The organism is Caldivirga sp. MU80, from assembly GCF_001663375.1.
Classification (GTDB): Archaea; Thermoproteota; Thermoprotei; order Thermoproteales; family Thermocladiaceae; genus Caldivirga.
On the sequence record NZ_LCTF01000004.1, the window covers coordinates 67,219 to 92,349 of the forward strand.

The window sequence follows — 25,131 nt, forward strand, 5'->3', positions numbered from 1 at the left end:
ACCTAGGCACCCAGGCTCATGAGTATTGTGGACGTTAAGTAGGCGGCGTCCTTGGTTATGTCTATTACATCATCTAGTGTGAAAACTATGTGTAATAGGCTCATGAACTCAACATATGTGATCTCCTTAGCCAACTCATACAGCTTATCGATCAACCTATCCTTAGTCTCATCAACCTCATCCTCAAGTTTACTGATGACTAACACATGGCTCCTGACCTTACCCCAATCATCACCCCTGGCTATGGCTGATGCTAACTCAATGAACTCCTCCACGCCCCTCTTATCAACCATTATTAACTCGACCACGTCCTCAGCTAGGACCCTCTTAACCTCAGGACTTGCGCATATGCTCATAGCCCTCCTTATCTCCCTAGAGAGTATGTGAACCTTATCCAGTATGTCATCAACCTTACCTATGAGTATCTCAACATCACCCATTATGGGTGTTGCAATTGCACCGGTGGAAACCTCCTGGGACAAAACCCTACTTATCTCATCACCCTGATTCTCAATAACCCCAACCTCAACCTCGGCCTCCTTAATCCTAACCAAGTCACCACTCCTTAAGGCATCCTCAATTATGTTAAGTGACTTTAAGGTTAACTTGGCGTGCTCACTAAGGCCATTAAACAACTCCAACTCACCCTTAACGAACGGGTTCAATAACCTTGAAAAAATACCACGGGGCATAGCGTAAAGTATAGGGTAAGGTGGTTAAAAACCTTAACGGCTCGATGAGTAGTTATGGTTAATAATGATGCCCATCATTGGGGGAAAGCACCACGGCCAGTATTCCGCAGTAAGGCTTACCGCAAGTTCCTTACTCACGATTTATATAAGGATACAGGCTTAATCATCAATAAATGCATCATGATAATTTCCATCGCCATTAACCATGGAAAAATTTTAAAGCAAACACGCCTAAAGGTGAGCCGGGGCCCGTAGTCTAGCTTGGTTAGGATGCCCGCCTCACGATACCTAGGCTGAACGCCTAGGCATTGGATCGCGGGAGATCCCGGGTTCAAGTCCCGGCGGGCCCACCAGGCTAATCATCCTTAACGTCACATTGATTGCTAAAAACGGTTTAGGTAATTTGCCGCAACCTTAGAGGCAGCAAATTTCATAGTGTTAACTTAACACCTGGTAATTATTAGGGCCTGTGCTCAATTCAACGCTTGCAGGTCCAATGGGTTCGACACTTACGTTAACAGCGTATTCACCTGTACTAGCCCCAAAGGTGTAGGCAACTGGGTATGGGGCCCATGACGTACCGTTCCAGTAGTATAAGGCCAGTTGGGCGCTTAGGCTCCTAAACATTACACCACCACTGTTTCCTGGTCCACCAACTACTAGTTCAGTGTCCATGGGCATGTAGTATGGACCTGGGTTAAGGCTTGTGATTAAGTATGCCGTGGCGTTGGGTATTGGTATAACCTGGTGCGCCACCCAATGCACCACCGGGTTCAACCTAATGTTACCTAACCTAAATAATGCGTAACCATAGTTGACAACTACCCCATACTTCGTGGTGTTAACCGTGATTATTAACATGCCTGACATTGGGGTTTTAAAGCACCCTGAAATGCACACCCCGTTCTCATACATTAGGCTTTGCGATGAACCAATGTAGTTGGTCACATCCATCTCAGCCTGAAACCAGTACTGCCCACTGGAAACAAGCAAAGCATCCTGGACCCAGTGAACCACTACACCGCCACTGTACTTAACCACCAGGTAAGCGTTTAACTGAAGTGAGAAACCCAGTGTCTGTGTCCCAGTTGACCACTCAACATTGGCGTTGGTTATGTTGAAAATGCCCATTACCGCGTCTGTGGTTAAGTTACCGTAGTTGGGACCATAATAGGCGGCAACACCCATGGCCATGTATTTAAAAACCCTTAGGGTGACGTTAATCGAACCACAGAAGGCAACCTCATAGTCGCCCTGCGGTGGGGCCACCACGAATACGCCTGGTGAATCGTCAAACCAAGTGTAGTTAACCGGGGGCATTGAGGAAACTCCCCACTCCTTAAACTGCGCCTTACTCAGCAGGTAAACTGGGGTTTCTCTGGGCGCACTAATGAATAGGTATGAGCCGTTGCTTAACGTTACGTTTACTAGGTTCCACACGCGGCATGTAACCTCTAGCTTAGGTGACGTGGTATTAATCATCGTCGTGGTGCTAGTAGCATTAATGGTTTGGCTTATACTAGGCAATTGCCTCAATGTATGCATGAATACGTCTAACCCTACCAATGCCGCAAGGATTAATACCAGTACTGATATGATGAGGCCTAAGCGCCTCATGAGCCTGAGAAAGACCATGGGGTAATAAGGTTTTTCCCAATGACTAATAACCGGGTTCGGTTATTCAGGGCAGGTCAGTCTCTTCACTGATCAGTACTGCAATGCCTCATCAACAGTAGGCTTCACTGCGTTTAGTTCAAAAACGTAACTCAACATTATCTAAGGTGGTTCCCTTCTACCCTTGGAGCCGCAATTCCTTAGGAGGACTCATGCGCTGGCAAGGAGGTAATACAAGACTTAACCTAAGCAGAGAAGAACCATTAAGCTGGGGAACAACCTATTGATTGAGGTATTCGCTTATGGCATTGGCTAACCTCCTGACTCCATCGTATATCTGGTCGATGGTTGGGTAGGTGAAGTTTAGCCTCATGTTGTTGTGCACATCCTCATCTGGGTAGAAGGACTTACCTGGTACGTAGGCTACCTTATACTTCCTTATGGCTAAGGCAAGCATATCCTCAGTCCTTATGCCACTGGGCACGGTTACCCATATGAACATGCCTCCGCTAGGTCTTGTCCATGAAACACCCCTGGGCATGTACCTTGATAATGCATCCAGCATTGCATCCCTCTTAACCTTATAAGTCTCCCTAATGACCGATATGTACTTGTCCACAATCCCCCTCCTCAATAGTTCATACGCTATGTACTGGCTTAGCGTTGGCGTGTGTAGGTCTATGGCCTGCTTGGCTATGGCCAACCAATTAACCACCTCCTGATCAGCAACAACCCAACCAAGCCTAATACCTGGCGCAATTATCTTACTGAACGTCGACATGTAGACAACCCTACCCTCCCTATCCAGTGCCTTTAGGGGGGTTGTGTCCACTGGTTCAAATGTGAAGTAACTGTAGGGGTTATCCTCAATAACCATTAGGTCGTACCTACTGGCTAATTCAAGCAGAGCCTTCCTCCTATCCAGGCTCATGGTTATGCCTGTTGGGTTTTGGCATACCGGAATGGTGTAGAGGAACTTAACCCTAGCCCCCTCACTCTTAAGCCTCTTAACAGTGTCCTCAAGTTTATCAATCATTAACCCATCATTATCCATATCAACCCCGATTATCCTGGCCCTATAAACCCTGAAGGCTTGCAGTGCAGCTAGGTATGTTGGCTTTTCCGTTATTATGACGTCACCGGGATCTATGAAAACCCTCGCCACCAGCTCTATGGCCTCCTGGCTACCAACCGTTGGGAGTATTTGTGTTGAATCAGCCCTAATGCCGTACCTCGACATGAACTTTACGAGCTCATCCTTGAGCTCATCAACCCCCTCAGTCTTGCCGTATTGAAGGGCCTTTAAGCCATAATTACTAATGACATACTTGGCTACATCAGAATATTCACCCAGCGGTAATTGGGATAGGTCAGGTAAGCCGCCACCAAAGGATATTACATCTGCCGTGACCCACTTAAGCAGTTCCCTTATATCACTGGCCTTCATGTAATTGGCCCTTTCCGAGAGTAAGCCGTCAATATTCATTGGGTTAACATACCTAAGCCGGCTGTATAAGTATTTCCTACATGCTTAAAAAGGCGGCTTAGGTGATCTTACAGCAATGATTGTCAGGATTACTAGGTCTAAGGCCCTTGGGCTGGTTGAGGCACCTAGGTCAAAGAGTTGGGCCATTAGGCTCATATTACTGTCGACAATAAGTAATGGTGAATCCACAATATGCGGCTTACCCCAATCTGACGATGTGGAGGCTGCTATTAGAATGGCAAAGGTCCTGGGGGCTGAGGTTAAGCAAAGTGGAGAATGTATTGTGGTTACGCCAAACTCAAAACCATGCGGTGGATACGTTGATGTTGGTGGTTCAGGGACAACTCTAAGGATTGGCACAGCCCTGGCTGCAACCTGCAGGGGTTCAATCACCATTGATGGTGATGAGACACTTAGGGGTAGGCCAATACGGGAGTTGCTTGAATCACTGGAGGAACTGGGGGCACGCGTCTCAGGGTATTCACTGCCAGTTACCGTAACTGGGCCAATTAAGGGCGGCTTCGTCGAGGTTAGGGGTGATTTAACCAGCCAATACATCTCAGGGTTAATGCTAACTGGCCTGGTTGTCGGCTTAACGATACGGGTGATTGGTGAGCCAGTGTCCAGGCAGTACATTGACTTAACCAGGAGGGTTATTGAAGAATCCGGTTGCAGCGTCCACGCCACCGGTGACGCAATAACCATTAATCAATGTACCCCAAGGCTAGGTACCATTAATGTCCCAGGGGATTACGCCCTCTCAGGCTTCTACGCCGCATTAGCCTTAACCACAGGGGGTAGCGTCACCGTGACCGGGTTACCTGAACCCATGGGCCATGGTGATGATTCTGTGGTTAACCTGTTTAGAGAGATGGGGGCTGTAAGTACATTCAGCAACGGCAATTGGACCATTGAGGGTGAAGGTGGGTTGAGTGGGGTGTCGGTTAACCTTAGGGACTCACCAGACCTAGCCCCAGTTATGGCGTCGGTTGCCCCATTTGCAGTTGGGGAAACTGTGATAACTGGTGTTAGGCACTTGGCCTTTAAGGAGAGCAATAGGTTAGTGACCATGTCAAGCACCCTAAGGGCCTTTGGTGTGCATGTGCAGTACAGCGAGGATGAAATAAGGATACTAAATTCTAGAACTCATGGCGCACTCATTAAGTGTCCAAATGACCATAGGATAGCCATGATGAGTGGGGTTATTGGTGCTGGTTCAGAGGGTGAAACCACCATTGTTGATGCTGAGTGCGTTGGCAAGAGTAATAGGTGGTTTTGGAGGGACTTAAGGAAACTGGGGATTAGTTTACAGGAGGATTAAGCCAACCACTAGTAAGGCCAATATCCCACCTTGCATATTGAGGTTTAGCACTTACGGTAAGGTTTAAGATCAGTCCTTCGGATCACAATGTAATTAGGTTGATTTCCGGTGGTTAATGAGGTAACGAAGCCGTGGGTGGATGAGAGGAGGTATCAGGAGGATAGGTTCATGGAGGCGCTTTACGAGGCTGAGTTAGCCGAGAGGTTCATGAAAGATGGCCTTTTAAGGAATGCAGCAGGTAAGGCTTACCAAGCCTTGAAGGCGTATGTAGCAGGCCTATCCGTGGACTATAGGGACTTGCTTTCACAGTACTTCCCTGGGAGGAGGAAGATTACACCAACGAAGACTGTGGAGAGGGTTGACTGGGTAATAGCCGTCATGCCTTCAGGTAGGTTAAGGGAAGTTGCTGCAATAATTGGGGATAGAGATCTCAGGTTAGTCGCTGAGGTAGCTATAAATCTACATGAGTTTCAGTATAACGGCTTCGATAGGGATGTGGAGGTTTCACGGTATAGTAGGGAGGAATTCGTTAGGAGGGATATTTCGCTAGTCGTCGATTTCATTAGGGGTAGGCTCTCGCACATGAAGAAGTAGGGGGTGGGAACTTTAAACGTGGCATTATGGTCACTTAACAATAAGCACAGGCTTGTTTGAGTGCCTAGCTACCTTCTCTGACACTGAACCCAGTAGGAACCTTGCTAAGCCCCTTAAACCCCTTGAACCAACCACTATAAGGTCCACGTTAAGCTTCTCCGCGTTTTCAAGTATCTTATCAGCCGCATTGCCCCTAGCCAATATAGTCTCGGCGTTAACACCCATGCCGGCAGCCTTGGCCTTAGCCTTACTTAGTATCTCATTACCCACCTTAACCATGTCATCTATTATACTAACCATTATGGGCATGGTTGAGGTAGCCATGGCAACCTTATCCTCCTCAACCACGTGTATTATATATAGGCTTGAATTGAAGACCTTAGCTAACCCTATGGCCACGTCAATGGCCTTATCCGAGTATTGGGATCCATCGGTGGCTACGAGTATTTTGCTGAACATAATTTTAAAAATAAACCCGTATTAATAAGCACTAACCCATGTGCCTGGTTGACAGGATAGATGCAGAGACCCATGCGCACGCCACTGAGGATTACGATAAGGTTATGTCCACGTTAATTAACCTACTTGGCCCAGGGGTGGCTAAGCTGATTGAGACTAGTTCACTTAGGGGGCATTACAATAACCCAATTAAGGTCTTTAGGGTTGAGTTGAGGCTTAAGGGTTGCGGTAATGATGATGTGGTTAGGGGTATTGCCGCTAGGCTTTCCGATGAGGATAAGAGACTGATTGAACTTTCCTTAGATTCAAGGGTTAGTGGGAATAAGCTTTACCTCAGGTTCGATAAACAAAGACTCTACCTAAACGAACTAATGCTGAGCAGCGGTGACGATGTCGTCAAGGTTATCATACACCTAAACCCGGTTAAGTTAAGGGGAAGCTCAATAATTGGTGTCCTTAGGGAGATGGGGTTGATCACTGGTTAGCCTCATCAATGGGTATCCTCACGGGTGACTTGCTAATGTCCCACGCCGCTGAGGCTAGTTTGCGTATGAACTCAGCGCTGTGTTCACCCAATTGACCCAGCTTAGCCTTATACCTACTCAGCACTAGGTTGAAGGCGAATAGGCTTATGCGCCTTATTATTAACTTGGCCACTATGTTCTCCATGTTACCCACTATAAGCTCCACGGACCTCACAGCCTCCTCCATGGACTTAATCAATGCCTTAAGTATTAACTCCCTCCTTAATGGATCCTCAATCATCTTATCAAGGACTGTGAAGTCCCTCTTCCTAAGCGCACCCATGGGTATGAAGGGTAGTGGGAATGTCAATATCCTATACTTCCTCAACCTATCCAGTAACTCAAGGCTGGCTGCAACATCCTCATCCCTCTCACCAGGTAGGTTAAGTATCATTGTCCCTACCACAACCCACCTATTGTCATTTAGTATACCCACGGCCTGCTCAACAATGTCGGGGTACTGCCTCGGTGTGAAGGGCTTCGCCTTACCTGCCATCAACATGTTTAGTAGCCTAGGGGACCCGGTCTCAATACCCATTTCTATGAAACTCCAGTCACCACCCTCATTCATGTACTCACCAACGAACTTAACAAGCTCAGGGGCCTGGACAACCACGGCAGCTGTCGTGAAGTCTGTGTGGAGCCTGTAATCCTCACCGTAGCGCTTAATCAATTTATAAGCCTTAACCACAAGCTCCTTAACCTTATCGGGGTTTGGGTCAATACCCTTAGCCCCATACCTGAAGAACTCCTCACTGTGCAGTGTTATGCTTTTGAACCCACCCTTCTCAATGTTAGTTATAATCTCCTTATCTATATGCCCCTCGAAGGGGAATGATGAAATCATGCCACTTAGCGTTGGCGTGCAGAATGCGCAACCCCTGCCACAACCCCTGGTAACCTCAACTATGCCCCCTATTGACGGTGTCACTATGGTAGGTACCTCCTCCACTGAGGGTGGCTTACTGTTAACAACCCTACCCCTAACATCCTCACCCTTAAGTATCCTCTCAAAGAGCACGGGACCGTAATTCTCGAAGCTGCCCTCGTAAACCACGTCCACCCCCAGCTTCTGCCAAGCCCCAGTGTCCACAAGCTGCCATGTTGCTGGCCCACCCACAACAACCTTTATGTGATCCTTATGCGCCTTTATGGCAGGGTGCTCAACAACCTCCATGAAAGACCTGGCAATATACGGTAATCCCCTGTACGGTAGATCAGCCAACTTTAGAACCCAGTATAATATGCCTGAACCGTAGCTGAGACCTAGGGCATCCATGGTGTATATCCCAACTATCCTAGTCCTTGGGCCAATAACCCTATCAAGCTTATATGGACTTGCTATCACGACGTCACTCCTGCTGAATCCGTAGTGCAGTAGAGCAGCCTCAACCTTAGCCAAACCATAGGGAGCCCTCTTAACCCTACCCTCCCTATCGCTGGATACCCTAAAGAACATGTGGGCTATTCTCCTTCTAAAGTAGTTCTCAGGTATGGCGCTTGCGAAGCCAACCACCGATGCACCGAAGGTATCACTCGCCGTGGCTATTTCACTCGTTAGGACTATTGGATAACCATCATTATGCCTAAACATTACGCCAAACATACTCATCCATTAAAAATCCTTTCGGCCTACTCAAATGGATTGATTATAATAATTGACGAATATATTACCGTTAAATGCCGAAAGATGCAGCGTGAGTGAAAAGTTTATAAAATAGGTGAAGGCTGCTCGCCACATGTCGGAGGAGGGATGGCAACTACCTGAGGATTGGGAATACTCAGGTGGTGTACCTGAAAGAATACTAAAGCTTAAGGTGAAGTGCCCATACTGCGGCCACACGTTTGACCTTGAGCTGGCTGAGTCATGGTACAGTATGGGCATGTCGGTGGCGTGCCCTAAGTGCGGCAAGGAGTTCCCAGTCAATGAGCATAGTGAAGTACTTGGTGAAGTTAAGCCGAAGAAGCAGAAGGCGTAAGAGTTTAAACTTAATGATTGCAGCTGCTTTAAATAAGGTTAACTGGGCACGACGAACCTGTAAACCTCAATCTCATCCGCCGTCTGGGACTTCCTAATTATCTTAATTATGTTACCTGGCTTAGCCCCCAGACTCCTAACTAATGGATCTGTGCTCCTAATCCAGGGTAATTGCCAAGGTGCTGCGTTAAGCCTCTTTAACAATTCCCTTGCCTCATCCTTAGACAGCACAACTGCCTTAGGCATCAACTCATGGTTAACTACCCTTTCTAAAACCTCCTCAGCCTTAGTCTTACGCCTACCCTTACCCGTGCTCCCCCTGGGCATGGTTACTCAACCTTGATCTTAGTTCCCTTATTCCCCCTATTCCTCTTGGGTAGTTCAATGGTTAATACACCGTTCTTATACATCGCCTTAGCCTTGCCTGGATCAACCTCGGCTGGTAGCGTTAACTCCTTCCTATAACTTCTATCACTCCCCTTAGCCTCAACGATTAGGGTCTTTCCATCTGGTTCAATGTTTATATTTATATCGTCCTTATCCACCCCAGGCATGTCCATTATAACCTTAATGACGTCGCCCTCATCGTAAACGTCAGTTAATGGCTCAGTATCCTCACTGACAAGAGGCCTACCCCAGGGTTTAACATTACCAAATTCCCTAATCTTAGGCTTACCGTCAGGCCCCATTGTTATTTCAAAGCCATAGTAGTAAACATTGCTCTTACCCCTCCTACTGCCCCTTGACTGCTCCTCGCTGAATGGCTTAAAAGCCTCCTCGAATTCCTTCTCCACCTCCCTCTCAAACTCCTCGACAAACTTCCTCCACTTCTTAAACCACTCATCAAAGTCCTCGAACCAGGACATAGCAACTTTATTAGGCTTAGGGCTTTAAAAACCTATGTTCTTCATTCCCCTCGCCAATCCACTAGACCTGTAAAATAATCTGCTTAAGGGGCAATACTATTAAGATTAATCAGGCCACTGGCCTTGCCAGTATTAAGTACCCCCACTGCCTATCAACATACTCAACGTACGGCCCCTCCTCACCATCCTTAAACACTGCAAAGACTGATGGACCATTACCACTGACCCCAGCCGCTAGGGCGCCGTTACTTAACGCCTCCCCTATCGCCTTCAATTGCCCATCATAGCCAAGGGCCCTAGCAACCATAATACCGTTAACCGTGGCTGCATGCCAAATCTCCCCGTTGAGGGCCCAGTGGAATAGGTCTATGTAGATGCTAGCTAGTCTCCTAAGCTCATTAACGTTGATTGGCCTCTTCCTCTCCTTAAAGCCTGTCACCACCACTGTCACGTCGCCCGGTGGCTTAAGGTGCCTAACCACCTTCATAAGCCTGTTATCAGTAAGCACTATACCCCTTAACAGTGAAGCCGAGGCATCGTCAAAGGCCCCTGTTATAGAGGATCCATGTGCCCTGGTCGCCTCAGCCGCTATCCTAGCTGCATCAACCTCACTTAACCCAACACCGCTAAGCATGGCTAGTGCGTAAACTATACCCGCCGCAACGGCGCTATTACTCTTAAGGCCGCTGGACACTGGTACACTACTATTGACCCTAGCACAGTATTCACCATTAACGTTGAGTCTCCTGGAGGCATAGTTGAGTATGAATGAAGTGAACTCATCCATTACACACCTGCCATTAGTCAACTCAACCCTAACAGGTAGGTCAATTGCCATTACACCACCCCTCAGGGCTGGGATAGCATTGATTATTGAGACTCCGCCATATGTCACGTACTCCACGGTTTGTAACTAGGCTAAGGGTTCATTTAAAAGGTTGCCACTGAAGCCAGACTTGATGAAGATCAGCGAGGGTAAGAATTACGTAGAGTTCACCGTGGAGAGGATTGAGGATTTGTTCATACTTTACCTAGTTATTAAGCCAAACGACCTGGTTTACTCATGGACAGTTAGGGATGTTAGGGGGAGAGGTGGTGAGAGACTTGGTAGGGAGAGGGTTTACCTGGGGGTTAGGGTTAAGAGCCTTGAGTTTCACGAACCCAGGGGTGTGTTGAGGATTAGGGGTGTTATTGAGGATTACCCAAACTGGCTTGAGGGTGCTGGGGGGAGTTACCACAGCCTTGATGTTGGGATTGGATCCACGGTTAAGGTCATGAGGAGTGTGAGTAGGGGCTACGTGGAGCAGTTGATTGATGCATTAGGCTCCAGCGTCAGGTTACTCATAGTATCCATGTCCATTGAAGAGACCACAGTGGCATTGGCAAGTAGACTTGGGGTCGACATAATAGCCACCATCAATAATAACTATATTCAAGATAAGGAGTCTGGGGGTTCCCTACTTAACCAAAGGTACATTGACGATGTGTTTAAGTCCATTAGGCAATTGGCTGAACTACATAAACCCGATGCAATAGTCCTGGCGGCCCAGAGTATGCTCATCAACAGCATACCAAATCCTGATGTTAGGGGGATACCCGTTGAGAGGGTTACCGTATCCGAAGGTGGCTTAGTTGGGGTTTATGAGGTTGAGAGGAGGGGGTACTTGGATAAACTCGGCTTGAGACTAGGTTACGAGACCGTTAACAAGATAATGGAGGAGTTGGGTAGGGGCAATGGCCTAGTGGCCCTGGGTGATGAGGTTCATGAGGCCTTAAGCATGGGGGCCGCTGAATCAGTGGTCATGCTAAGTAGGCTCCTGATGGAGAAAGCTGAGGAGGCTAGGGAAATCGTTGACATGTGCATGAGAACTAGGGCTAGGTTGATAATAGTCCCTGAGGACAGTGAGGCGGGTAAGGTGCTTAATGGCTTAGGTGGATTGGCAGCGTTACTTAGGTATAGGATTAATTAACCTCTTCGTTAAGTGGATACTGGATAAGCTATATAAGCTAATAGCTTAGGCCTAACATAGGGCGGTTGCTAGTGGTCTCAGTCAGTTATGACAAACTTAGGAGGATTGCCTCAAGCCACCCAGCCTATAGGCTTATTGAGGAGGGTGATAGGGTTGAGGTGTTGTTTTACCCACCCACCGAGGACTCGGCATCATCAACCTCGGATTTTGAGAGGGATTATGGTGAAACCGTGGTTAGGATCATTGGCGTGAGGAGGGGTGACGTGGTTGAGTTCACGGAGGCCTTCGTGGAGAGGGGTAATGAGAGGAGGAGGTTAAGCCTAGATGAACTTGAACTCTGGGTTAATGAAATAGAGTGGTTGGCTTAAATTTTCGGGTTAAGTTGTTTTAAATTCTAGCCGAAGGCCTTAAGGAGCCTTGTTAAGTAGTCCCAGTAGCCGTCCACCTCAGCCTCCATGGCCTTGATCTCCTCCTCCTTCAGGTGAGCGAACCTACCCTGTGGCTTCAGGTAGTTTATCAGCGGCTTCCTCTTAGACTTGTCCACATGCATGTTGCTCGGTGGGTTAAGCCTAAACTTACCGTGATCCCACTCGAAGAGCGGGAATACCCCAGTCTCCACGGCTAACCTAGCTATCTCAACAGTCTTACTGTCATCAATCCTCCAGCCAGGTGGGCATGGTGCAAACACGTGCAGGAAGGCCGGCCCCTCGTTTAATGCATCGAGGGCCTTCCTAACCTTATTCATCAAATCTATTGGATAGGCTATGCTTGCCGTGGCTGCGTAGGGTATGTGGTGGGCTATGACTATGCTCATTATGTCCTTCTTACTCTGAACCTTACCCCTAATCCTACTACCCACGGGTGATGTGGTTGTCCAAGCGAAGCGTGGCGTGCCCCCTGAACGTTGGATGCCGGTGTTCATGTACGCCTCATTGTCGTACAGCACGTATAAGACCCCATGCCCCCTCTCCAGCATACCGCTCAACGCCTGCATACCAATGTCGTAGGTGCCGCCATCACCTGCCAGGGCTATGACCTTAGCCTTGGCGTTGGCTATGCCCTTCCTGTTAAGTGCCTTAATAGCAGCCTCAATACCCGACGCCACCGCTGCAGCATTCTCAAAGGCCACGTGAATGTACGGCACACCCCAGGCAGTGTAGGGGTATTGAGTTGAGGTTACTTCAATGCACCCAGTGGCGTTAACCACTATTACGTCAGGCCCAGCGGCCTTGAGGATGTGCCTAACGGCCAGTGATGGGCCACAGCCAGCGCACGTTAACTGACCTGGCCCGAAATACTCCTCCTTGGGTATATCCCAAATGGTCCTTATACCAATCTTAATCTGCCCACTGGCCATACCCATCACCTCAACCCCATGTACAATGATTCACGGGGCACATTCCCCGTGCTGGCTATGTCCCTAAGCTTGTAGTATAACTCATAGAAGTCCCTTATATACATGGTGCGCTGTGATATGCCGTGTATAACCGAGACTATGGGCTTGTCCACACCAGCCTCCCTAAGCGCAATGTAAACGTCCTTAAAGACAGGCCCCTCCACCGGTGAGCCAGGGGCAATTGCCCTATCCACCACCGCCACTGCCTTAGCGTCGGCCAGTCTCTTAACTAAGTCGTTGGATGGGAATGGCCTAAACAGCCTGATCCTAAGCACACCAGCCCTAAGGCCCCTACCCCTAGCCTCCTTAGCAGCCTCAAGAGCATTCCAAGTGGCCGCGCCACCGTAGGTGACGAGGATGTAGTCAGCATCGTCAAGCATGAAGCCCTCAACTGCGCCGTAAGCCCTACCAAACCTCCTGTTAAACTCAGAATCAACCTCATCAATAACACCCCTGGAGGCTCTAAGGGCATTAATGGCCTGGTACTTAATCTCGTAGTACCAGTCGGGGGTTGCTAGGGCACCCATGGTTACCGGCCTCTCAGGGTTGAGAAGCGGCCTAGTGTTATGCCTCCTAGGCGTGAATTCACGGACAGCCTTAGTATCGTAAACTTCAACAGGCTCCGTTGTATGGCTCATTAAGAACCCATCATAGGAGACTATAACGGGCAGAAGTACCCTTGGGTCCTCAGCCACCCTAAATGCCTCAATAACCGTATCGTAGGCCTCCTGCGCCGTGGAGGCTATGTAAATTACCCAACCCGTGTCCCTGACATTCATCAAGTCCTGGTAATCACCATGTATGCTTATTGGCGCTGACAATGCCCTACCCGGCACCGCCATCACTATAGGTAGCCTCAGGCCTGAGGCGATATGGAGAATCTCGTGCATTAGCTCAAGGCCCTGCGCCGACGTTGCAGTGAAGACCCTGGCCCCGGCCGCCGAGGCACCTACCGCGGCCGATAATGCGCTGTGCTCCGACTCAACAGGTATGAACTCGGCGTCAAGCTCACCATTGGCTACGTACTCAGCCAGCTTCTCTATTATGGTAGTTTGTGGTGTTATTGGGTACGCTGCAACAACGTCAACGTCAACGTCCTTCACGGCATGGGCTATGGCGTAGTTAGTAGTTAAGCCAACCTTCCCAACCACAACACTCCTCTCCCTCTCCTTCTCAATCACCTGCGTCATTGTTGAACCACCTCAGGAACCATCTTTATAGCCTTAACTGGGCATTCGTTTGCACATATCCCACAGCCCTTGCAGTAGTCGTAGTTAATTTCGAAGGTTAGGTTGTACTTCCTACCACTCTTAGTTACGTAGGGCTTGTTGAGTTCAAGTATGGCTGGTTCAGGGCAGTAAAGCCAGCATATGCGGCACCTGGTGCACGCATCCTGGTCTATGACAGGCCTTTGAGTCCTCCATGAACCGGTCTTGTTCTTAACCGAATTCTGCGGCTCCGTTATGTAACCGCCTATGGGTATCTGGGTCCAAGACTTAAGCTCGCTCATGGAATCACCCTAGCTGCCTTATAGGCCTCATCTATTGCATCAGCGTTTAACTGCCCAACCCTCCCCCTGAAGGTGCTTTTAATGAGATCCTTCACAACCTCAATATTAACCATGTTGATAACCCTTAATAGCGCCCCCAGCATGGGTGTGTTAACTATTGCCCTACCCAGGTACTTCATTGATATACCGTAGGCATCCACATACACAACCTTACCCTTAAACCTGCTCATCAACTGCCTTGCGTAGTCTTCACCGGAATTTATGACTATTACACCATTTGGATTAGTTATGTTAATTATGTTAAATATTTCAACCAGCCTAGTGTCAAAGACCACAGATATGTCTGGTTTCTCTATTGGTTCCCTAATGCCGAGGTACTGGTTGGCTATCCTTACGTAGGCCCTAACCGGGGCACCCCTACGCTCAGCCCCATACTCAGGAAATGCTGACGCAAACAAGCCACTGTGTATCGCGGCCTCAGCCAGCACCTGCGCAGCGGTGACGGCGCCTTGGCCTCCCCTACCGTAGAACGTTACATCCACGCGGTTAAGCTTCTCCATGGAATTGCCCACCGGGTATGCCTTATTAATCTTTCCTAAGTTAAAAGAATCATTATTTTCAATATGCCGTCTCCTCATTACATAACCGCATTTCAATTTACAATAAATATGTATTTCATATGATTAATTACGATGGAAATAATGTAAAAGTACATATAACATAGTTTTACTATTGCTATATTAACCATCATTATAAATAATGACCCTTCACTAATCAACGATCAACTCAACTAAACACAATACCTTAAGTGAACCCGTGGAAAAGTTTTAAATCCTTAAGAACTTAAGAATATTAAGTACGTAGTATGGTTCCACCCTTAAGGAAGCTGGATAAGTACGTCTGGGAGATACCAAAGACGTATAAGCCATGCATGAAGGTCCCAGCTAGGATATTCGCTGATGAGACCCTCATAGAGAAGATGAAAGCAGATTCAACACTGGAGCAGGCAGCCAACGTAGCCTGCCTACCCGGCATATACAGGTACAGCATAGCCCTACCAGACGCACACCAGGGATACGGATTCCCAGTGGGTGGGGTAGCCGCCGTGGACGCTAACCAGGGCACAATAAGCCCAGGGGGGATTGGGTATGATATTAATTGCCTCCCCGCAGGCACTAAGGTGTTAACGAAGTTTGGATATACCGTACCTATAGAGAAGTTGTTTAAGGGTGGTGAGTTGGTATCTATCGATAGAGACAATGGGGGTATTACGTGGACGAAGATCAAGTTATTCCTGTGGAGGTGGGAGAGGTCATTAATTAGAATTAAGACTAGGGCGGGTTTCGAAATTAGGGCAAGTGCTGACCACCCAATATTGACACCTAATGGTATGGTTAACGCCGGCGAAATTAGGGTTGGACAGAGGGTTGCCGTATTTCCATTCGAAGGTGTGCCTTATGAGGAGCCGCCCAACGTAACGATACTCAGTGGTGATGAGTTTAGACCAAGCGTTAGAAGGGAGCTTAAGAGGAGGGGATTATTACCGCTTAACGCCAGGAATCCCAAACTCCCATACTTAGTAAAGTTGCTTGGATACTTCATTGGTGATGGAGCGTTTAATGGCGAGAGGAGTAAGATAACGGCATTCTATGGCTCTAGGGAGGGACTTGAGGAGTTGAGGCAGGATATAATTGCACTTGGATTCACACCATCTAACGTGTACTGTAGGGAGAGTGAATTGAAAATTAATGACAAGGAGACCATAAACCATGAATGCGTAGTGCACGTTAATTCCAGAAGCTTTAAGGAATTATTAATAGCCCTTGGAGCACTTGCAGGTAAGAAAACGCATGCCCGATTCAGAGTACCTGGGTGGTTAAGGAATATGCCTTTGTGGATAAAGAGATTGTTCCTAGCGGCGTACTTCGGCGCCGAGATGAACAAGCCAATGACCATTAATGGTTATAATTTCGAACAGCCCTACGTTACGGTATCTAAAATAAGGGAATTAGAGGATAATGGCGTTGAGTTCCTGGAGGACATAGCCAAGCTCCTTGGCGAATTCGGCGTTAGGGTGCTTGGTATACATAGGATTGAGACTGGTAACGGTAGGGTTTGGTTAAGACTCTACATACCCAATGAGCCCGAGAACTTGGTTAGGCTTTGGGGCAGGATCAATTATGAATATAACCCATTAAGGAGGAGGTTAGCTTTGGCTGCCATTGCGTGGCTTAAGCTTAAGGAGAGAATCATTGAGGAAAGGGCTAGTGTCGAGAGGGCAGCTAAGGTTCTTGCCGAGGCCGGTGCTACGAAAACCTCCATCATCCTTACGCTTACTTCGGAATTTGCTAATGAGAGATTCGTTGAACGTAGTATTTACGAGGGTAGGAAGACTAAGCCCAGGGTTCCTAAGAACTTCCCGAAGTTTGAGGATTGGTTGAAGGAGCACGTTTACGGTGATATCGTATGGGACGAGGTTGAGGATGTCAAGGTTGAGCCATTTAACGGATTTGTTTATGATGTCACACTTGATGGTGATCCACATGATTTTATTGCCGATGGATTTGTGGTCTCTAACTGCGGTGTTAGGGTGCTTAGGACTGACCTAACTGAGGATGAGGTTAGGCCTAGGCTTAGGGAGCTTGTGAATACGATATTTGAACTGGCCCCGGCTGGTGTCGGGGAGACCGGTAAGCTTCACCTGCCCATTTCAGAGCTAAACAGGGTTCTTGATGAGGGGGTTGATTGGGCTATTAGGAATGGCTACGGTTGGGCTGATGATAAGGAGTACCTTGAGCAGAATGGTAGCTGGGACTTCGCTGATTCAAGTAAGGTTAGCCAGAGGGCTAAGGAGAGAGGCAAGGATGAGATCGGGACGATAGGTTCAGGCAATCACTTCATTGAGATTCAGGTAGTTGACAAGATATTCAACCCTGAGGTGGCTAAGGCCTTCGGTATTGAGAGGGAGGGGCAGGTCATGGTTATGATACACTCAGGTTCAAGGGGACTCGGTCACCAGGTGGCCACGGACTACATTAGGATTGCTGAGAGTAAAATGAGGCAGTGGGGGCTTTACCTTCCCGACAGAGAGTTGGCTGCACTACCTTTAACGGCTAGGGAGGCACAGGACTACCTCCACGCCATGGCTGCTGCAGCCAATTACGCATGGACCAATAGGCACCTACTCATGCACTGGGTTAGGGAATCCTTCAGGAGGGTTTTCGGTAGGGACCCTGATAAGCTAGGCATGAGGGTTGTTTACGATGTGGCCCACAATATAGCTAAGTTTGAGGAGCACGTGATAGATGATGAGGGGCATAGGGCCAAGGTTTGGGTACATAGGAAGGGTGCCACTAGGGCCTTCCCAGCTGGTAGGGAGGAGATACCGAGGGTGTATAGGGGCATAGGTCAACCTGTCCTCATACCGGGCAGTATGGGCACAGGCTCCTACATACTGGTAGGCTACGAGAAGGCAATGCAGGTGGCCTTCGGCACAGCCCCCCATGGGGCGGGTAGGCAAATGAGTAGGTCTGCTGCCGTGAGGAGCCTACCGCCCAGTAAGGTTAAGGCTGCATTGGAGTCAAGGGGCATCATAATTAGGAGCGCCGAGTCTGAGATTATAAGTGAGGAGGCCCCGGAGGCTTACAAGAACGTGGACATAGTGGCTGAGGTATCTGATGCATTGGGTTTAGCCAAGAAGGTAGTTAGGATGAGACCCATAGGTGTGGTTAAGGGTTAGGGAATCCTTATTAACGTAAAATGTTAACCATCCGTAATGCGCATCCTAAGGGGGCTCACAGTCAACGGTACGGGCACCGTGTCGGGGGAGTTGGTGGCCATTAAAACACCAATATCATTCCTGGGTGACGTGGATGGAGTTAAGGGTGTGGTTAAGGTTGGCAATAGTGAAGTTAACATAGCCGGTAAGGTGCTGGCAATACCGTACTCCACGGGCTCCACGGTAGGACCCTACGTCATGTATCAGTTATCCAAGTATGGTAAGGCACCCCTGGCAATACTATCCACGAAGCCAGACACCTTAATGCTAATAGGTGCGGTGATGGCTAATATACCGCTGATGGTTAATTTACCGGGGGAAATACTTAACTATGGGGGATGCCCAGTTGAGGTGAGGTTCAATGAGTCAACGGTACTCATCCCAGACCAGTGCGAGACTAGCCATGCTACTGCTTAGGGAGTTAGCCTACAGGGGTGGTAGGGCTAAGTTAAGGTACCTCAAGACGTATAGGGCAATACTGGAGTGGGGAGGTGAAGATTACGCATCATATATACTTAACAGGCTTAAGGAGGGATCCCTTGTTAAGGTTGAGGGTGATTACGTAGCCCTCACGGGCAGGGTTCAGCCGGGTAATCCCATTAAGCTGGCTGAGGAGGCTAGGGCGCTGTTGATTAGGGAAGGGTCCTAGGTACAAACGGTAAGTTTAATTTCAAGACTGAGGCAATTCAAGCATGCTTAACGCTGATAGGTACATTAGGCAGTTACCGTTGATAGGTGTTGAGGGACAGAGGAGGCTAAGGGGCAGTAGTGTCCTCGTGGTTGGGCTGGGGGGATTGGGTTCAATAATATCAATGTACCTGGCTGGTGCGGGTGTGGGTAAGCTAGTACTGGTTGACTTTGACACAGTAAGCATAAGCGACTTGCATAGGCAACTACTCTATACAACTAACGATGTGGGTAGGCCTAAGGTTGAGGTTGCCGAGAAGAGGCTTAGGGAGATTAACCCTGAGGTTGAGGTTGAGGGGTATAGGTTGGTTGCGGACTTAAACGGCGAGTTTGATGAGATAGTGTCCTCGGTGGACGTAATAGCACTAGCTGTTGATAACATGAAGACTAGGTACGTCGTTGATGAGTTAGCCTCAAGGCATGGCAAAGCCATAGTCAACGGCGGCGTTGACGGCTGGTTCGGCCTAGTCACAACGGTGATACCCAATAAGACCCCCCGGTTATCCGAAATCTTAAACATAAGGGGTATGAACCCGGTATCATGCGTTGAGGGCTTGTGCAACGCCGTAATTGGCCCAGTGGCTGGCATAGTCGCATCGTGGCAGGCATTGGAGGTGATCAGGATTCTTGCTGGGTTAGAACCTGCATTAGCCGGTAAGATACTCATAATAGATTCAAGTAGAGGCATCATGGATGTGGTAAAGCTTTAACAGGGCCAATGTGAGTCAACCCTAGTTACCATCACTGGCCACCTCAACATTAATTAATTATCGGAAGGTAAATAAAGCGGTTACCCATTGAAAACGAGTATGAGGGAGGCTAGTAATGGTCAGACTAAGCAAGTGGTGCCATTATCAACGGTAATCAGTAGCATAGTTAGGTCGTGGGTGCCGATAATAATAGCTGGCATTGTGGTCTACATAGTGTATTACTTAACAGTCCACGTTTACAACATCCTCCCGCATTACTTAGGCAACTACGAGTACCTGGTTAGGTTAGCCCTAGCCTTAGTAATAGGCTCCCTGCTGATATACGTGACGAGTAGAGATATTAATAAGGCGCTTTACCCATACGATCCACATACAGCCACAGCATTAAAATTCATATTTCAATTCCTAATAGCGCTAGCGGTGTTGATCTTCATCGTGGCTAGTGTTGTTCAATATAGCCCTGCAGCGGCTGCCCTCAGCGGCACTGTGATAGGGCTAATACTTGGCCTTGCCTTCCAGCAAACCCTCAATGACGTGATATCCGGCCTTGCCCTACTCATATCCAAGCCCTTTAAACCGGGAGAGAGGATAACCTTCCTGACTTGGCGTTACGGGTTGCTTAGGGCAATGTATCCAACCGAGGGCACTCCAAACGGCTTCACAGGCACAGTGGTAGACGTAGGGTTAATGTACACCACAATCCTCTTGGACACCGGTGAGGTGGCTAAGGTGCCTAACGCAGTCCTAAAGGACTCAATGGTCATTAGTAGGACGAACACCGTGAGGCGTATGGTCAGGGTTAGGCTTGATCTACCAACCAAGGTGCCGATAGATGACTTTGAGAATACACTAAGGGAACTGTTGATTAGCGACGGCATTAAAGATGTTAAGGTGTTTGCCGAGGAGACTTGGCAGCAGCTTGAAACATACCAAGTGGCCATAGTGGCCTACGGTGACCTTAACCTAAGCCCGGAGGAGTTGAAGAGTATAGTGCTTAAGAGGGCTATTGAGGTTAGGAGTAGGTTAACTAAGATGAGTAACGGGTGAGTTTAATACTTCCTCTCCTCAGGCTTCCAGCGTGTTATCCTTACCGGTGCATAGCTTATCCTTGGTTTATCACCGGCCGTGTAGAAGAGTAGGGTGTGCTTAAGCCAATTGTCATCATCCCTCTTCGGGTAGTCCAGCCTATAGTGGGCCCCCCTTGACTCAGTCCTGTTCAATGCAGCTATTGTTATTAACTCTGCCTGTTCGAGCAGGAAGTCGAGTTCAAGTATATCCTTAAGGTTCTGGTTGTACACCCTGCCATCATCCTCAAGCCTGACGTTAGCGAACCTCTCTCTAAGCCTCTTAATGGTTGTGTAAGCCTCCTCAAGCATACTCTTATCCCTAAATACATACACGTTATTGTCCATGGTCCTGTTCATATCGTTCTTGATTTCATACGGATTCTCACCACCAACCTCCTTATGAATCAACCTATCAAACACCCTACTCTCCTCCCTGGACACAGCATCCTTAATTGAACCATCATACTCAGGCTCAGGGGCGTTCATGGCGTACTGAGCCGCCAGTGAACCCGTTATCCTACCCCAAACAAGGCATTCTGTGAGCGAGTTACTGCCGAGTCTATTGGCCCCGTGAACACTGACGTTGGCCGCCTCACCCGCTGCCCATAGGTTAGGCACCCTGGTAGTGGTCTCATCAAGCATCACCTGTCCATTAATGTCAACGTGCACCCCACCCATCATGTAGTGCATGGCTGGCCTAACGGGGATTGGCTCATCCACTGGGTCAATGCCCAAGGTCTTCATGACTATATCCCTAATCATCGGTAACCTGGTCTCAATCCTCTCCTCGCCGAGATGCCTAAGGTCAAGCAGCACATAGCATAAACCTGACTCCTCATCAATGAATCCCCTACCCTCCATGCACTCGGTTACTATGGATCTACTTACAATGTCCCTTGGGGCCAGCTCCATCCTGCTCGGCGCATACCTCTTCATGAACCTCTCCCCCTCCTTATTAACCAAGTAACCACCCTCCCCCCTAGCCCCCTCGGTTATCAGTATGCCATTTGGGACCAATGCCGTTGGGTGGAATTGAGGGAATTCAAAGTCCTTGAGTGGTATGCCCGCCCTGTAGGCTATGGAGTAACCGTCGCCCGTTGAGGAGTGGGCCATGGTTGTGAACCCGTAAACCCTACCGTTACCACCCGTGGCTATTATACCGGCCTTAGCTAGAAACACCTTAAACTCCCCAGTCTTAAGGTCAATAACGGTGAAGCCCTTGAAGACCCCATTCTGCATTATCATGGATGTTGCGAAGTGTTCGTGGTACATGTCGATGTTGCCAAACCTAAGCACATTGTCGTACAGCGTGCTCATTAGAAAGAAACCACTCTTATCCTGGGCGAAGGTAGTCCTGGGTATAGTCATCCCACCGAAGGGCCTCTGGAGGATCCTACCCTGCGCATCCCTCGACCATGGTACACCCAGGTGATCCATGAATATTATCTCCTTAGGGGCCTCCCTAACCAACACCTCCACTGCATCCTGATCAGCCAGGAAGTCACTCCCCTTAACCGTATCGTAGGCGTGTAGGTCAAGGCTATCGCCATTCTCCTTAGGGTAAAGCACAGCGCTGGCACCACCCTCTGCGGATACTGAGTGGCTCCTCATGGCTTGAACCTTGGAGATAACGGCAATCCTAATCTTACCGCCACTGACCCTTCCAGCCTCAAACGCGGCCCTCAGGCCCGCTAACCCAGAGCCAAGTATAACTACATCGTACTTAAGTACCTCAACCATAAACCAGTAACCTGGGTGATTCTTAATAAATCTTATTATTTCACAAATTTCCAAACCTGAGGCTCATCCTCAGATTAAACATTAAAGCTTAATAACCTAAACGCGGGAAGGCGTAATATGGAGTCACCGGGTGCTGTGGGTGAAGGCGAGTTAGAGGTGATGTACTTCACGTCACTCAGCGAATTCATGAACTACCTAGATAACCAAGTGAAGACCCTTGAGGATAATGTCAACTTGATTGAGAAGAACATAGCCCAATTAGAGCCAAGGCTTGCTGGCTTCCAATCACTACTGGGTGTTATCAAGAAGCTAGTGGGTAGGGAGAACATACTGCTAACGCCGGCGATAGAGATAACAGGCCTGAAGATAGTGATAGACCCTAATCCAATTGACGAGTACGATACGTTAAAGGAATCCTTGGATGCGATGAAGGATAAGTTAACGGTACTGAGGAAGGTTAGGGAGTTAATCAGGGTACTGGTTACGACAGCTAAGCTAGACGTACCAGTGCTGGTTCAGATGAGGGCTGGCGTACCGGTTAAAGTACTTATAGGTGTGAGTAGATGAAACTCCAGGTAGCGTTGGATCTAACTAACCTAGACTCGGCCGTTGAACTGGCCAGGAGACTATTTGGCAATGGGCTTGTGGATATAATTGAGGTTGGTACACCGTTAATTAAGGCCTACGGCATGTACTCAGTATCCAGGATGAGGGTATGCTGCCCCACAGCCCCAATATTCGCCGACCTGAAGACCATGGACGCAGGCAGGATCGAGGTTAAGCTGGCCGCCGAGCATGGGGCAAACATGGTAAGCGTGCTGGCTGCCGCACCACTGGACACTATTAGGGAGTTTAGTGAGGAGGCTAGGAGGCTTGGTTTAAGCACAGTGGTTGACTTCATAGGTGTTGTTAACGTTGAGGACAGGGTTAAGGAAGTACTCAGCACGGTTAAGGTGGATTACGTGGGACTCCACGTGGGTATTGATGTGCAAGACGCCAGAAGGGTTACGGCTGAGGTGCTCATTGACGAGGCCGAGTCAATAAGGAGTAGGTATGGTGTTGGGGTCACGTTGGCGGGCGGCATTGACGTTAAGTCCTCAGCCAAACTGAGGGGTAGGGGAGTTGACGTAGTGGTTGTGGGAAGAGCCATAACCGCCGCTGAAAAGCCTGAGGAGGTGGCTAGGGAAATCAGAAGGAACCTAGGACTGTGAGGAAAGGAGCCACCTTCAATGTTTTCAACTAAGGTATTAATATTAAGTTTCAGCGAATTCACACTTTAGTTAACCCCACGTAGCAAAGCAACCCACTATAAGAGGTAAGGCTTAACTACTTCACCTTGATAGAAACCAACGACAAACCTCGCCCTTTAGGGTTGGGGTAAGGGTTTTTAAGCTCAAGGCTATTTCTCTTTTTGGTGCCCTCCCTCGGTGAATTAGTTAGGGAGTCGTGGGGGTCGGCGCCGACTTCAGCCGGGATGCCGGGGGAGGGTGTCTACGAGGTTGAATTCAGGAATAAAAGGACGAATGTTATACGACTCCTGCCGAATGGGCATCAAGAGAGGAGGCTGAGGAGGCTGGCGAATATCTCTGCTAGACTGTTCAATGAATTGAACTATGAGAGGAGGCAACAATTCTTTAATCACCAGCGTGTGGACTTCAGGGGTACGTGGGGTAAGTATTATGGGAAGTATAAGGGTTTGCTTGGTGTTAATGCTCAGGCAGTGCTTCAGAAGAATAATGAGGCTTGGAACTCCTTCTTCTCACTCCTCAAGCTGAAGAAGGGGAACAAACTTCCACCTTACATGAATCACGTTTCTTCGCCTGGCTATTGGAAGGATGAGGCAACTGGTAGGAGGAGGTTAATACTCGTGATAAGGCAGGATAGATATGAGGTGGATGAACAAAGGCGTGTTATTATCCTCAAGGACTTTAACCTTGAAGTGAAGTTCACTGGTGGGCTTAGGTGGTTTGGTAGGCAGGGTAGGCTTGAGATGCATTACGATGATGCTAGGAATGCATGGTATGCCTCAATACCAGTGGAGGTTGGTGTTGAGGAGGCTAAAACGGGTAGGAGGAGCAAATTTATTGTCCGTGGTGAGAGGAGGGTGATTCAAGTTGAATCGCCTAAAGGTAATAAGGCCGCATCCATTGACTTAGGCATCAATAATTTAGCAAGCGTTGTGGTTGATGACGGCACTTGGCTACTCTACAAGGGCGTTAGGGCTAAGGAGGACTATTTCTATTTCCAAAGGAAGATTGCTGATATCCAATCCCTTAGGGACACACTCAAGGACAAGCTACTGAGTGACGCAGTTGAGGAGTTGAACCACGAAATGAGGAGGCTTCATGGGAAGTTGGCGAGGAGACTTCTCCATCTTTATAGGAATTTTGCTTCCCACTTATTGAAGCAACTTCACGAACTCGGCGTTTCAACAATCTACCTCGGCTACCCCTTCAATATTGCCCAGGAAAGGGGCAACAAGTTCACAGTGAACATGTGGAGTTACCGCAAGTTAATGGAGGCCATTGAGTTGAAGGCCCAGGAGTACGGCATTAAGGTGTATGAGGTTGTTGAGTACAACACCTCAAAATACTGCGCTTATCACAACGTTGAGGTGAAGAGAAAACCAAGAGGTGTTGCCCACTGCCCAATGGGGCATAAGCTACACAGCGACCTAAACGGGGCATTAAACATAATGAGAAGAGCCATTGGAAAGATACCCCTAGTCATCAAAAAGCC

The 25,131-nt window shown here is 48.5% G+C and carries 27 protein-coding genes and 1 tRNA gene; 15 read left to right on the forward strand and 13 right to left on the reverse strand.

Features of this window, described 5'->3' with window-relative positions; genetic code table 11:
• Window positions 1-2: 2 nt before the first annotated feature.
• Complete coding sequence (locus AAX04_RS01965; protein ID WP_066793234.1) at window positions 3-692, reverse strand: DUF47 domain-containing protein; 690 nt, start codon at window positions 690-692, stop codon at window positions 3-5.
• A gap of 245 nt (window positions 693-937) precedes the next feature.
• Here AAX04_RS01965 and AAX04_RS01975 point away from each other — a divergent pair.
• Window positions 938-1,045: transfer RNA gene (locus AAX04_RS01975), tRNA-Val, on the forward strand.
• Window positions 1,046-1,130: 85 nt separating this feature from the next.
• Here AAX04_RS01975 and AAX04_RS01980 read toward each other — a convergent pair.
• The gene (locus AAX04_RS01980) at window positions 1,131-2,309 is read right to left on the reverse strand and encodes a thermopsin family protease (protein WP_156519647.1); all 1,179 of its coding nucleotides are present in this window, start codon (window positions 2,307-2,309) and stop codon (window positions 1,131-1,133) included.
• A 277-nt stretch (window positions 2,310-2,586) separates the two neighbouring features.
• Window positions 2,587-3,792, reverse strand: coding sequence for a PLP-dependent aminotransferase family protein (locus AAX04_RS01985; RefSeq protein WP_066793241.1), 1,206 nt, complete (start codon window positions 3,790-3,792; stop codon window positions 2,587-2,589).
• Between the two features lie 76 nt (window positions 3,793-3,868).
• Between AAX04_RS01985 and aroA the strand changes: the two genes are divergently transcribed.
• Window positions 3,869-5,113 carry a 3-phosphoshikimate 1-carboxyvinyltransferase gene (gene aroA, locus AAX04_RS01990; RefSeq protein ID WP_066793243.1) on the forward strand — a complete coding sequence of 415 codons (1,245 nt, stop codon included), beginning with the start codon at window positions 3,869-3,871 and terminating at the stop codon, window positions 5,111-5,113.
• A gap of 108 nt (window positions 5,114-5,221) precedes the next feature.
• Window positions 5,222-5,707, forward strand: a complete 486-nt coding sequence (locus tag AAX04_RS01995) for a PaREP1 family protein (RefSeq protein WP_369818399.1) — start codon at window positions 5,222-5,224, stop codon at window positions 5,705-5,707.
• A 30-nt stretch (window positions 5,708-5,737) separates the two neighbouring features.
• Here the strand turns inward: AAX04_RS01995 and AAX04_RS02000 are convergent, their stop codons facing one another.
• On the reverse strand, window positions 5,738-6,166 hold the full coding sequence (locus AAX04_RS02000; RefSeq protein ID WP_066793245.1) for a universal stress protein: 429 nt from the start codon (window positions 6,164-6,166) through the stop codon (window positions 5,738-5,740).
• Window positions 6,167-6,204: 38 nt separating this feature from the next.
• Here AAX04_RS02000 and AAX04_RS02005 point away from each other — a divergent pair, with 38 nt between their 5' ends.
• Window positions 6,205-6,651, forward strand: a complete 447-nt coding sequence (locus AAX04_RS02005; RefSeq protein ID WP_066793247.1) for an RNA-binding domain-containing protein — start codon at window positions 6,205-6,207, stop codon at window positions 6,649-6,651.
• On the opposite strand, the gene AAX04_RS02010 is transcribed toward AAX04_RS02005, so the two are convergent.
• The gene (locus tag AAX04_RS02010) at window positions 6,641-8,284 is read right to left on the reverse strand and encodes a radical SAM protein (RefSeq protein WP_084761142.1); all 1,644 of its coding nucleotides are present in this window, start codon (window positions 8,282-8,284) and stop codon (window positions 6,641-6,643) included. The genes AAX04_RS02005 and AAX04_RS02010 overlap by 11 nt on opposite strands.
• A 145-nt stretch (window positions 8,285-8,429) precedes the next feature.
• On the opposite strand from AAX04_RS02010, the gene AAX04_RS02015 reads away from it, so the two are divergent.
• Window positions 8,430-8,669 carry a hypothetical protein gene (locus AAX04_RS02015; protein WP_066793251.1) on the forward strand — a complete coding sequence of 80 codons (240 nt, stop codon included), beginning with the start codon at window positions 8,430-8,432 and terminating at the stop codon, window positions 8,667-8,669.
• Window positions 8,670-8,707: 38 nt separating this feature from the next.
• Here the strand turns inward: AAX04_RS02015 and AAX04_RS02020 are convergent, their stop codons facing one another.
• The 3 genes from AAX04_RS02020 to AAX04_RS02030 all read right to left on the reverse strand — a co-directional run bounded on the left by AAX04_RS02020 (window position 8,708) and on the right by AAX04_RS02030 (window position 10,438).
• A complete protein-coding gene (locus AAX04_RS02020) occupies window positions 8,708-8,995 on the reverse strand; it encodes a DNA-directed RNA polymerase subunit H (RefSeq protein ID WP_066793253.1) in 288 nt (95 codons plus the stop codon).
• Window positions 8,996-8,997: 2 nt separating this feature from the next.
• Entirely contained in the window at window positions 8,998-9,534 is a 537-nt protein-coding gene (gene hsp20, locus AAX04_RS02025; RefSeq protein WP_066793255.1) for an archaeal heat shock protein Hsp20, read from the reverse strand.
• A gap of 109 nt (window positions 9,535-9,643) precedes the next feature.
• Window positions 9,644-10,438 (reverse strand): shikimate kinase, encoded by a 795-nt coding sequence (locus tag AAX04_RS02030; RefSeq protein WP_066793257.1) that lies wholly within the window; start codon window positions 10,436-10,438, stop codon window positions 9,644-9,646.
• Window positions 10,439-10,493: 55 nt separating this feature from the next.
• On the opposite strand from AAX04_RS02030, the gene AAX04_RS02035 reads away from it, so the two are divergent.
• Complete coding sequence (locus AAX04_RS02035; protein ID WP_066793259.1) at window positions 10,494-11,504, forward strand: pelota family protein; 1,011 nt, start codon at window positions 10,494-10,496, stop codon at window positions 11,502-11,504.
• 71 nt (window positions 11,505-11,575) lie between these two features.
• Window positions 11,576-11,872 carry a hypothetical protein gene (locus AAX04_RS02040; RefSeq protein WP_066793304.1) on the forward strand — a complete coding sequence of 99 codons (297 nt, stop codon included), beginning with the start codon at window positions 11,576-11,578 and terminating at the stop codon, window positions 11,870-11,872.
• Between the two features lie 26 nt (window positions 11,873-11,898).
• Here the strand turns inward: AAX04_RS02040 and porB are convergent, their stop codons facing one another.
• From porB to AAX04_RS02060, 4 genes are read right to left on the reverse strand one after another with little or no spacing between them, the layout of a single operon-like run.
• Complete coding sequence (gene porB, locus AAX04_RS02045; RefSeq protein ID WP_066793306.1) at window positions 11,899-12,846, reverse strand: pyruvate synthase subunit PorB; 948 nt, start codon at window positions 12,844-12,846, stop codon at window positions 11,899-11,901.
• Between the two features lie 20 nt (window positions 12,847-12,866).
• Entirely contained in the window at window positions 12,867-14,090 is a 1,224-nt protein-coding gene (locus AAX04_RS02050) for a ferredoxin oxidoreductase (protein WP_156519648.1), read from the reverse strand.
• The gene (locus AAX04_RS02055) at window positions 14,087-14,410 is read right to left on the reverse strand and encodes a 4Fe-4S binding protein (RefSeq protein ID WP_066793260.1); all 324 of its coding nucleotides are present in this window, start codon (window positions 14,408-14,410) and stop codon (window positions 14,087-14,089) included. Before AAX04_RS02055 ends, AAX04_RS02050 begins: the two co-directional genes overlap by 4 nt.
• Entirely contained in the window at window positions 14,407-14,970 is a 564-nt protein-coding gene (locus tag AAX04_RS02060; protein WP_066793262.1) for a 2-oxoacid:acceptor oxidoreductase family protein, read from the reverse strand. The genes AAX04_RS02055 and AAX04_RS02060 overlap by 4 nt, the downstream gene beginning before the upstream one ends.
• Before the next feature lie 305 nt (window positions 14,971-15,275).
• Here AAX04_RS02060 and AAX04_RS02065 point away from each other — a divergent pair, with 305 nt between their 5' ends.
• From AAX04_RS02065 to AAX04_RS02085, 5 genes are all read left to right on the forward strand, one after another.
• Window positions 15,276-18,149 carry an intein-containing RctB family protein gene (locus AAX04_RS02065; RefSeq protein ID WP_066793264.1) on the forward strand — a complete coding sequence of 958 codons (2,874 nt, stop codon included), beginning with the start codon at window positions 15,276-15,278 and terminating at the stop codon, window positions 18,147-18,149.
• Between the two features lie 36 nt (window positions 18,150-18,185).
• Window positions 18,186-18,605, forward strand: coding sequence for an aconitase X swivel domain-containing protein (locus AAX04_RS02070; protein WP_066793266.1), 420 nt, complete (start codon window positions 18,186-18,188; stop codon window positions 18,603-18,605).
• Complete coding sequence (locus tag AAX04_RS02075; protein WP_156519649.1) at window positions 18,550-18,837, forward strand: hypothetical protein; 288 nt, start codon at window positions 18,550-18,552, stop codon at window positions 18,835-18,837. Before AAX04_RS02070 ends, AAX04_RS02075 begins: the two co-directional genes overlap by 56 nt.
• 43 nt (window positions 18,838-18,880) lie before the next feature.
• On the forward strand, window positions 18,881-19,585 hold the full coding sequence (locus AAX04_RS02080; protein ID WP_066793271.1) for a HesA/MoeB/ThiF family protein: 705 nt from the start codon (window positions 18,881-18,883) through the stop codon (window positions 19,583-19,585).
• Window positions 19,586-19,684: 99 nt separating this feature from the next.
• Complete coding sequence (locus AAX04_RS02085; RefSeq protein ID WP_066793273.1) at window positions 19,685-20,632, forward strand: mechanosensitive ion channel family protein; 948 nt, start codon at window positions 19,685-19,687, stop codon at window positions 20,630-20,632.
• Between the two features lie 2 nt (window positions 20,633-20,634).
• Here AAX04_RS02085 and AAX04_RS02090 read toward each other — a convergent pair whose 3' ends face one another.
• A complete protein-coding gene (locus AAX04_RS02090; RefSeq protein WP_066793275.1) occupies window positions 20,635-22,392 on the reverse strand; it encodes a succinate dehydrogenase/fumarate reductase flavoprotein subunit in 1,758 nt (585 codons plus the stop codon).
• Window positions 22,393-22,509: 117 nt separating this feature from the next.
• Between AAX04_RS02090 and AAX04_RS02095 the strand changes: the two genes are divergently transcribed.
• The 3 genes from AAX04_RS02095 to AAX04_RS02105 all read left to right on the forward strand — a co-directional run.
• A complete protein-coding gene (locus tag AAX04_RS02095; protein ID WP_066793278.1) occupies window positions 22,510-22,959 on the forward strand; it encodes a hypothetical protein in 450 nt (149 codons plus the stop codon).
• Window positions 22,956-23,603 (forward strand): orotidine 5'-phosphate decarboxylase / HUMPS family protein, encoded by a 648-nt coding sequence (locus tag AAX04_RS02100; RefSeq protein WP_066793279.1) that lies wholly within the window; start codon window positions 22,956-22,958, stop codon window positions 23,601-23,603. Before AAX04_RS02095 ends, AAX04_RS02100 begins: the two co-directional genes overlap by 4 nt.
• A gap of 203 nt (window positions 23,604-23,806) precedes the next feature.
• Window positions 23,807-25,131: RNA-guided endonuclease TnpB family protein (locus AAX04_RS02105; protein WP_084761144.1), on the forward strand; the 1,325-nt coding region annotated here is incomplete at its 3' end.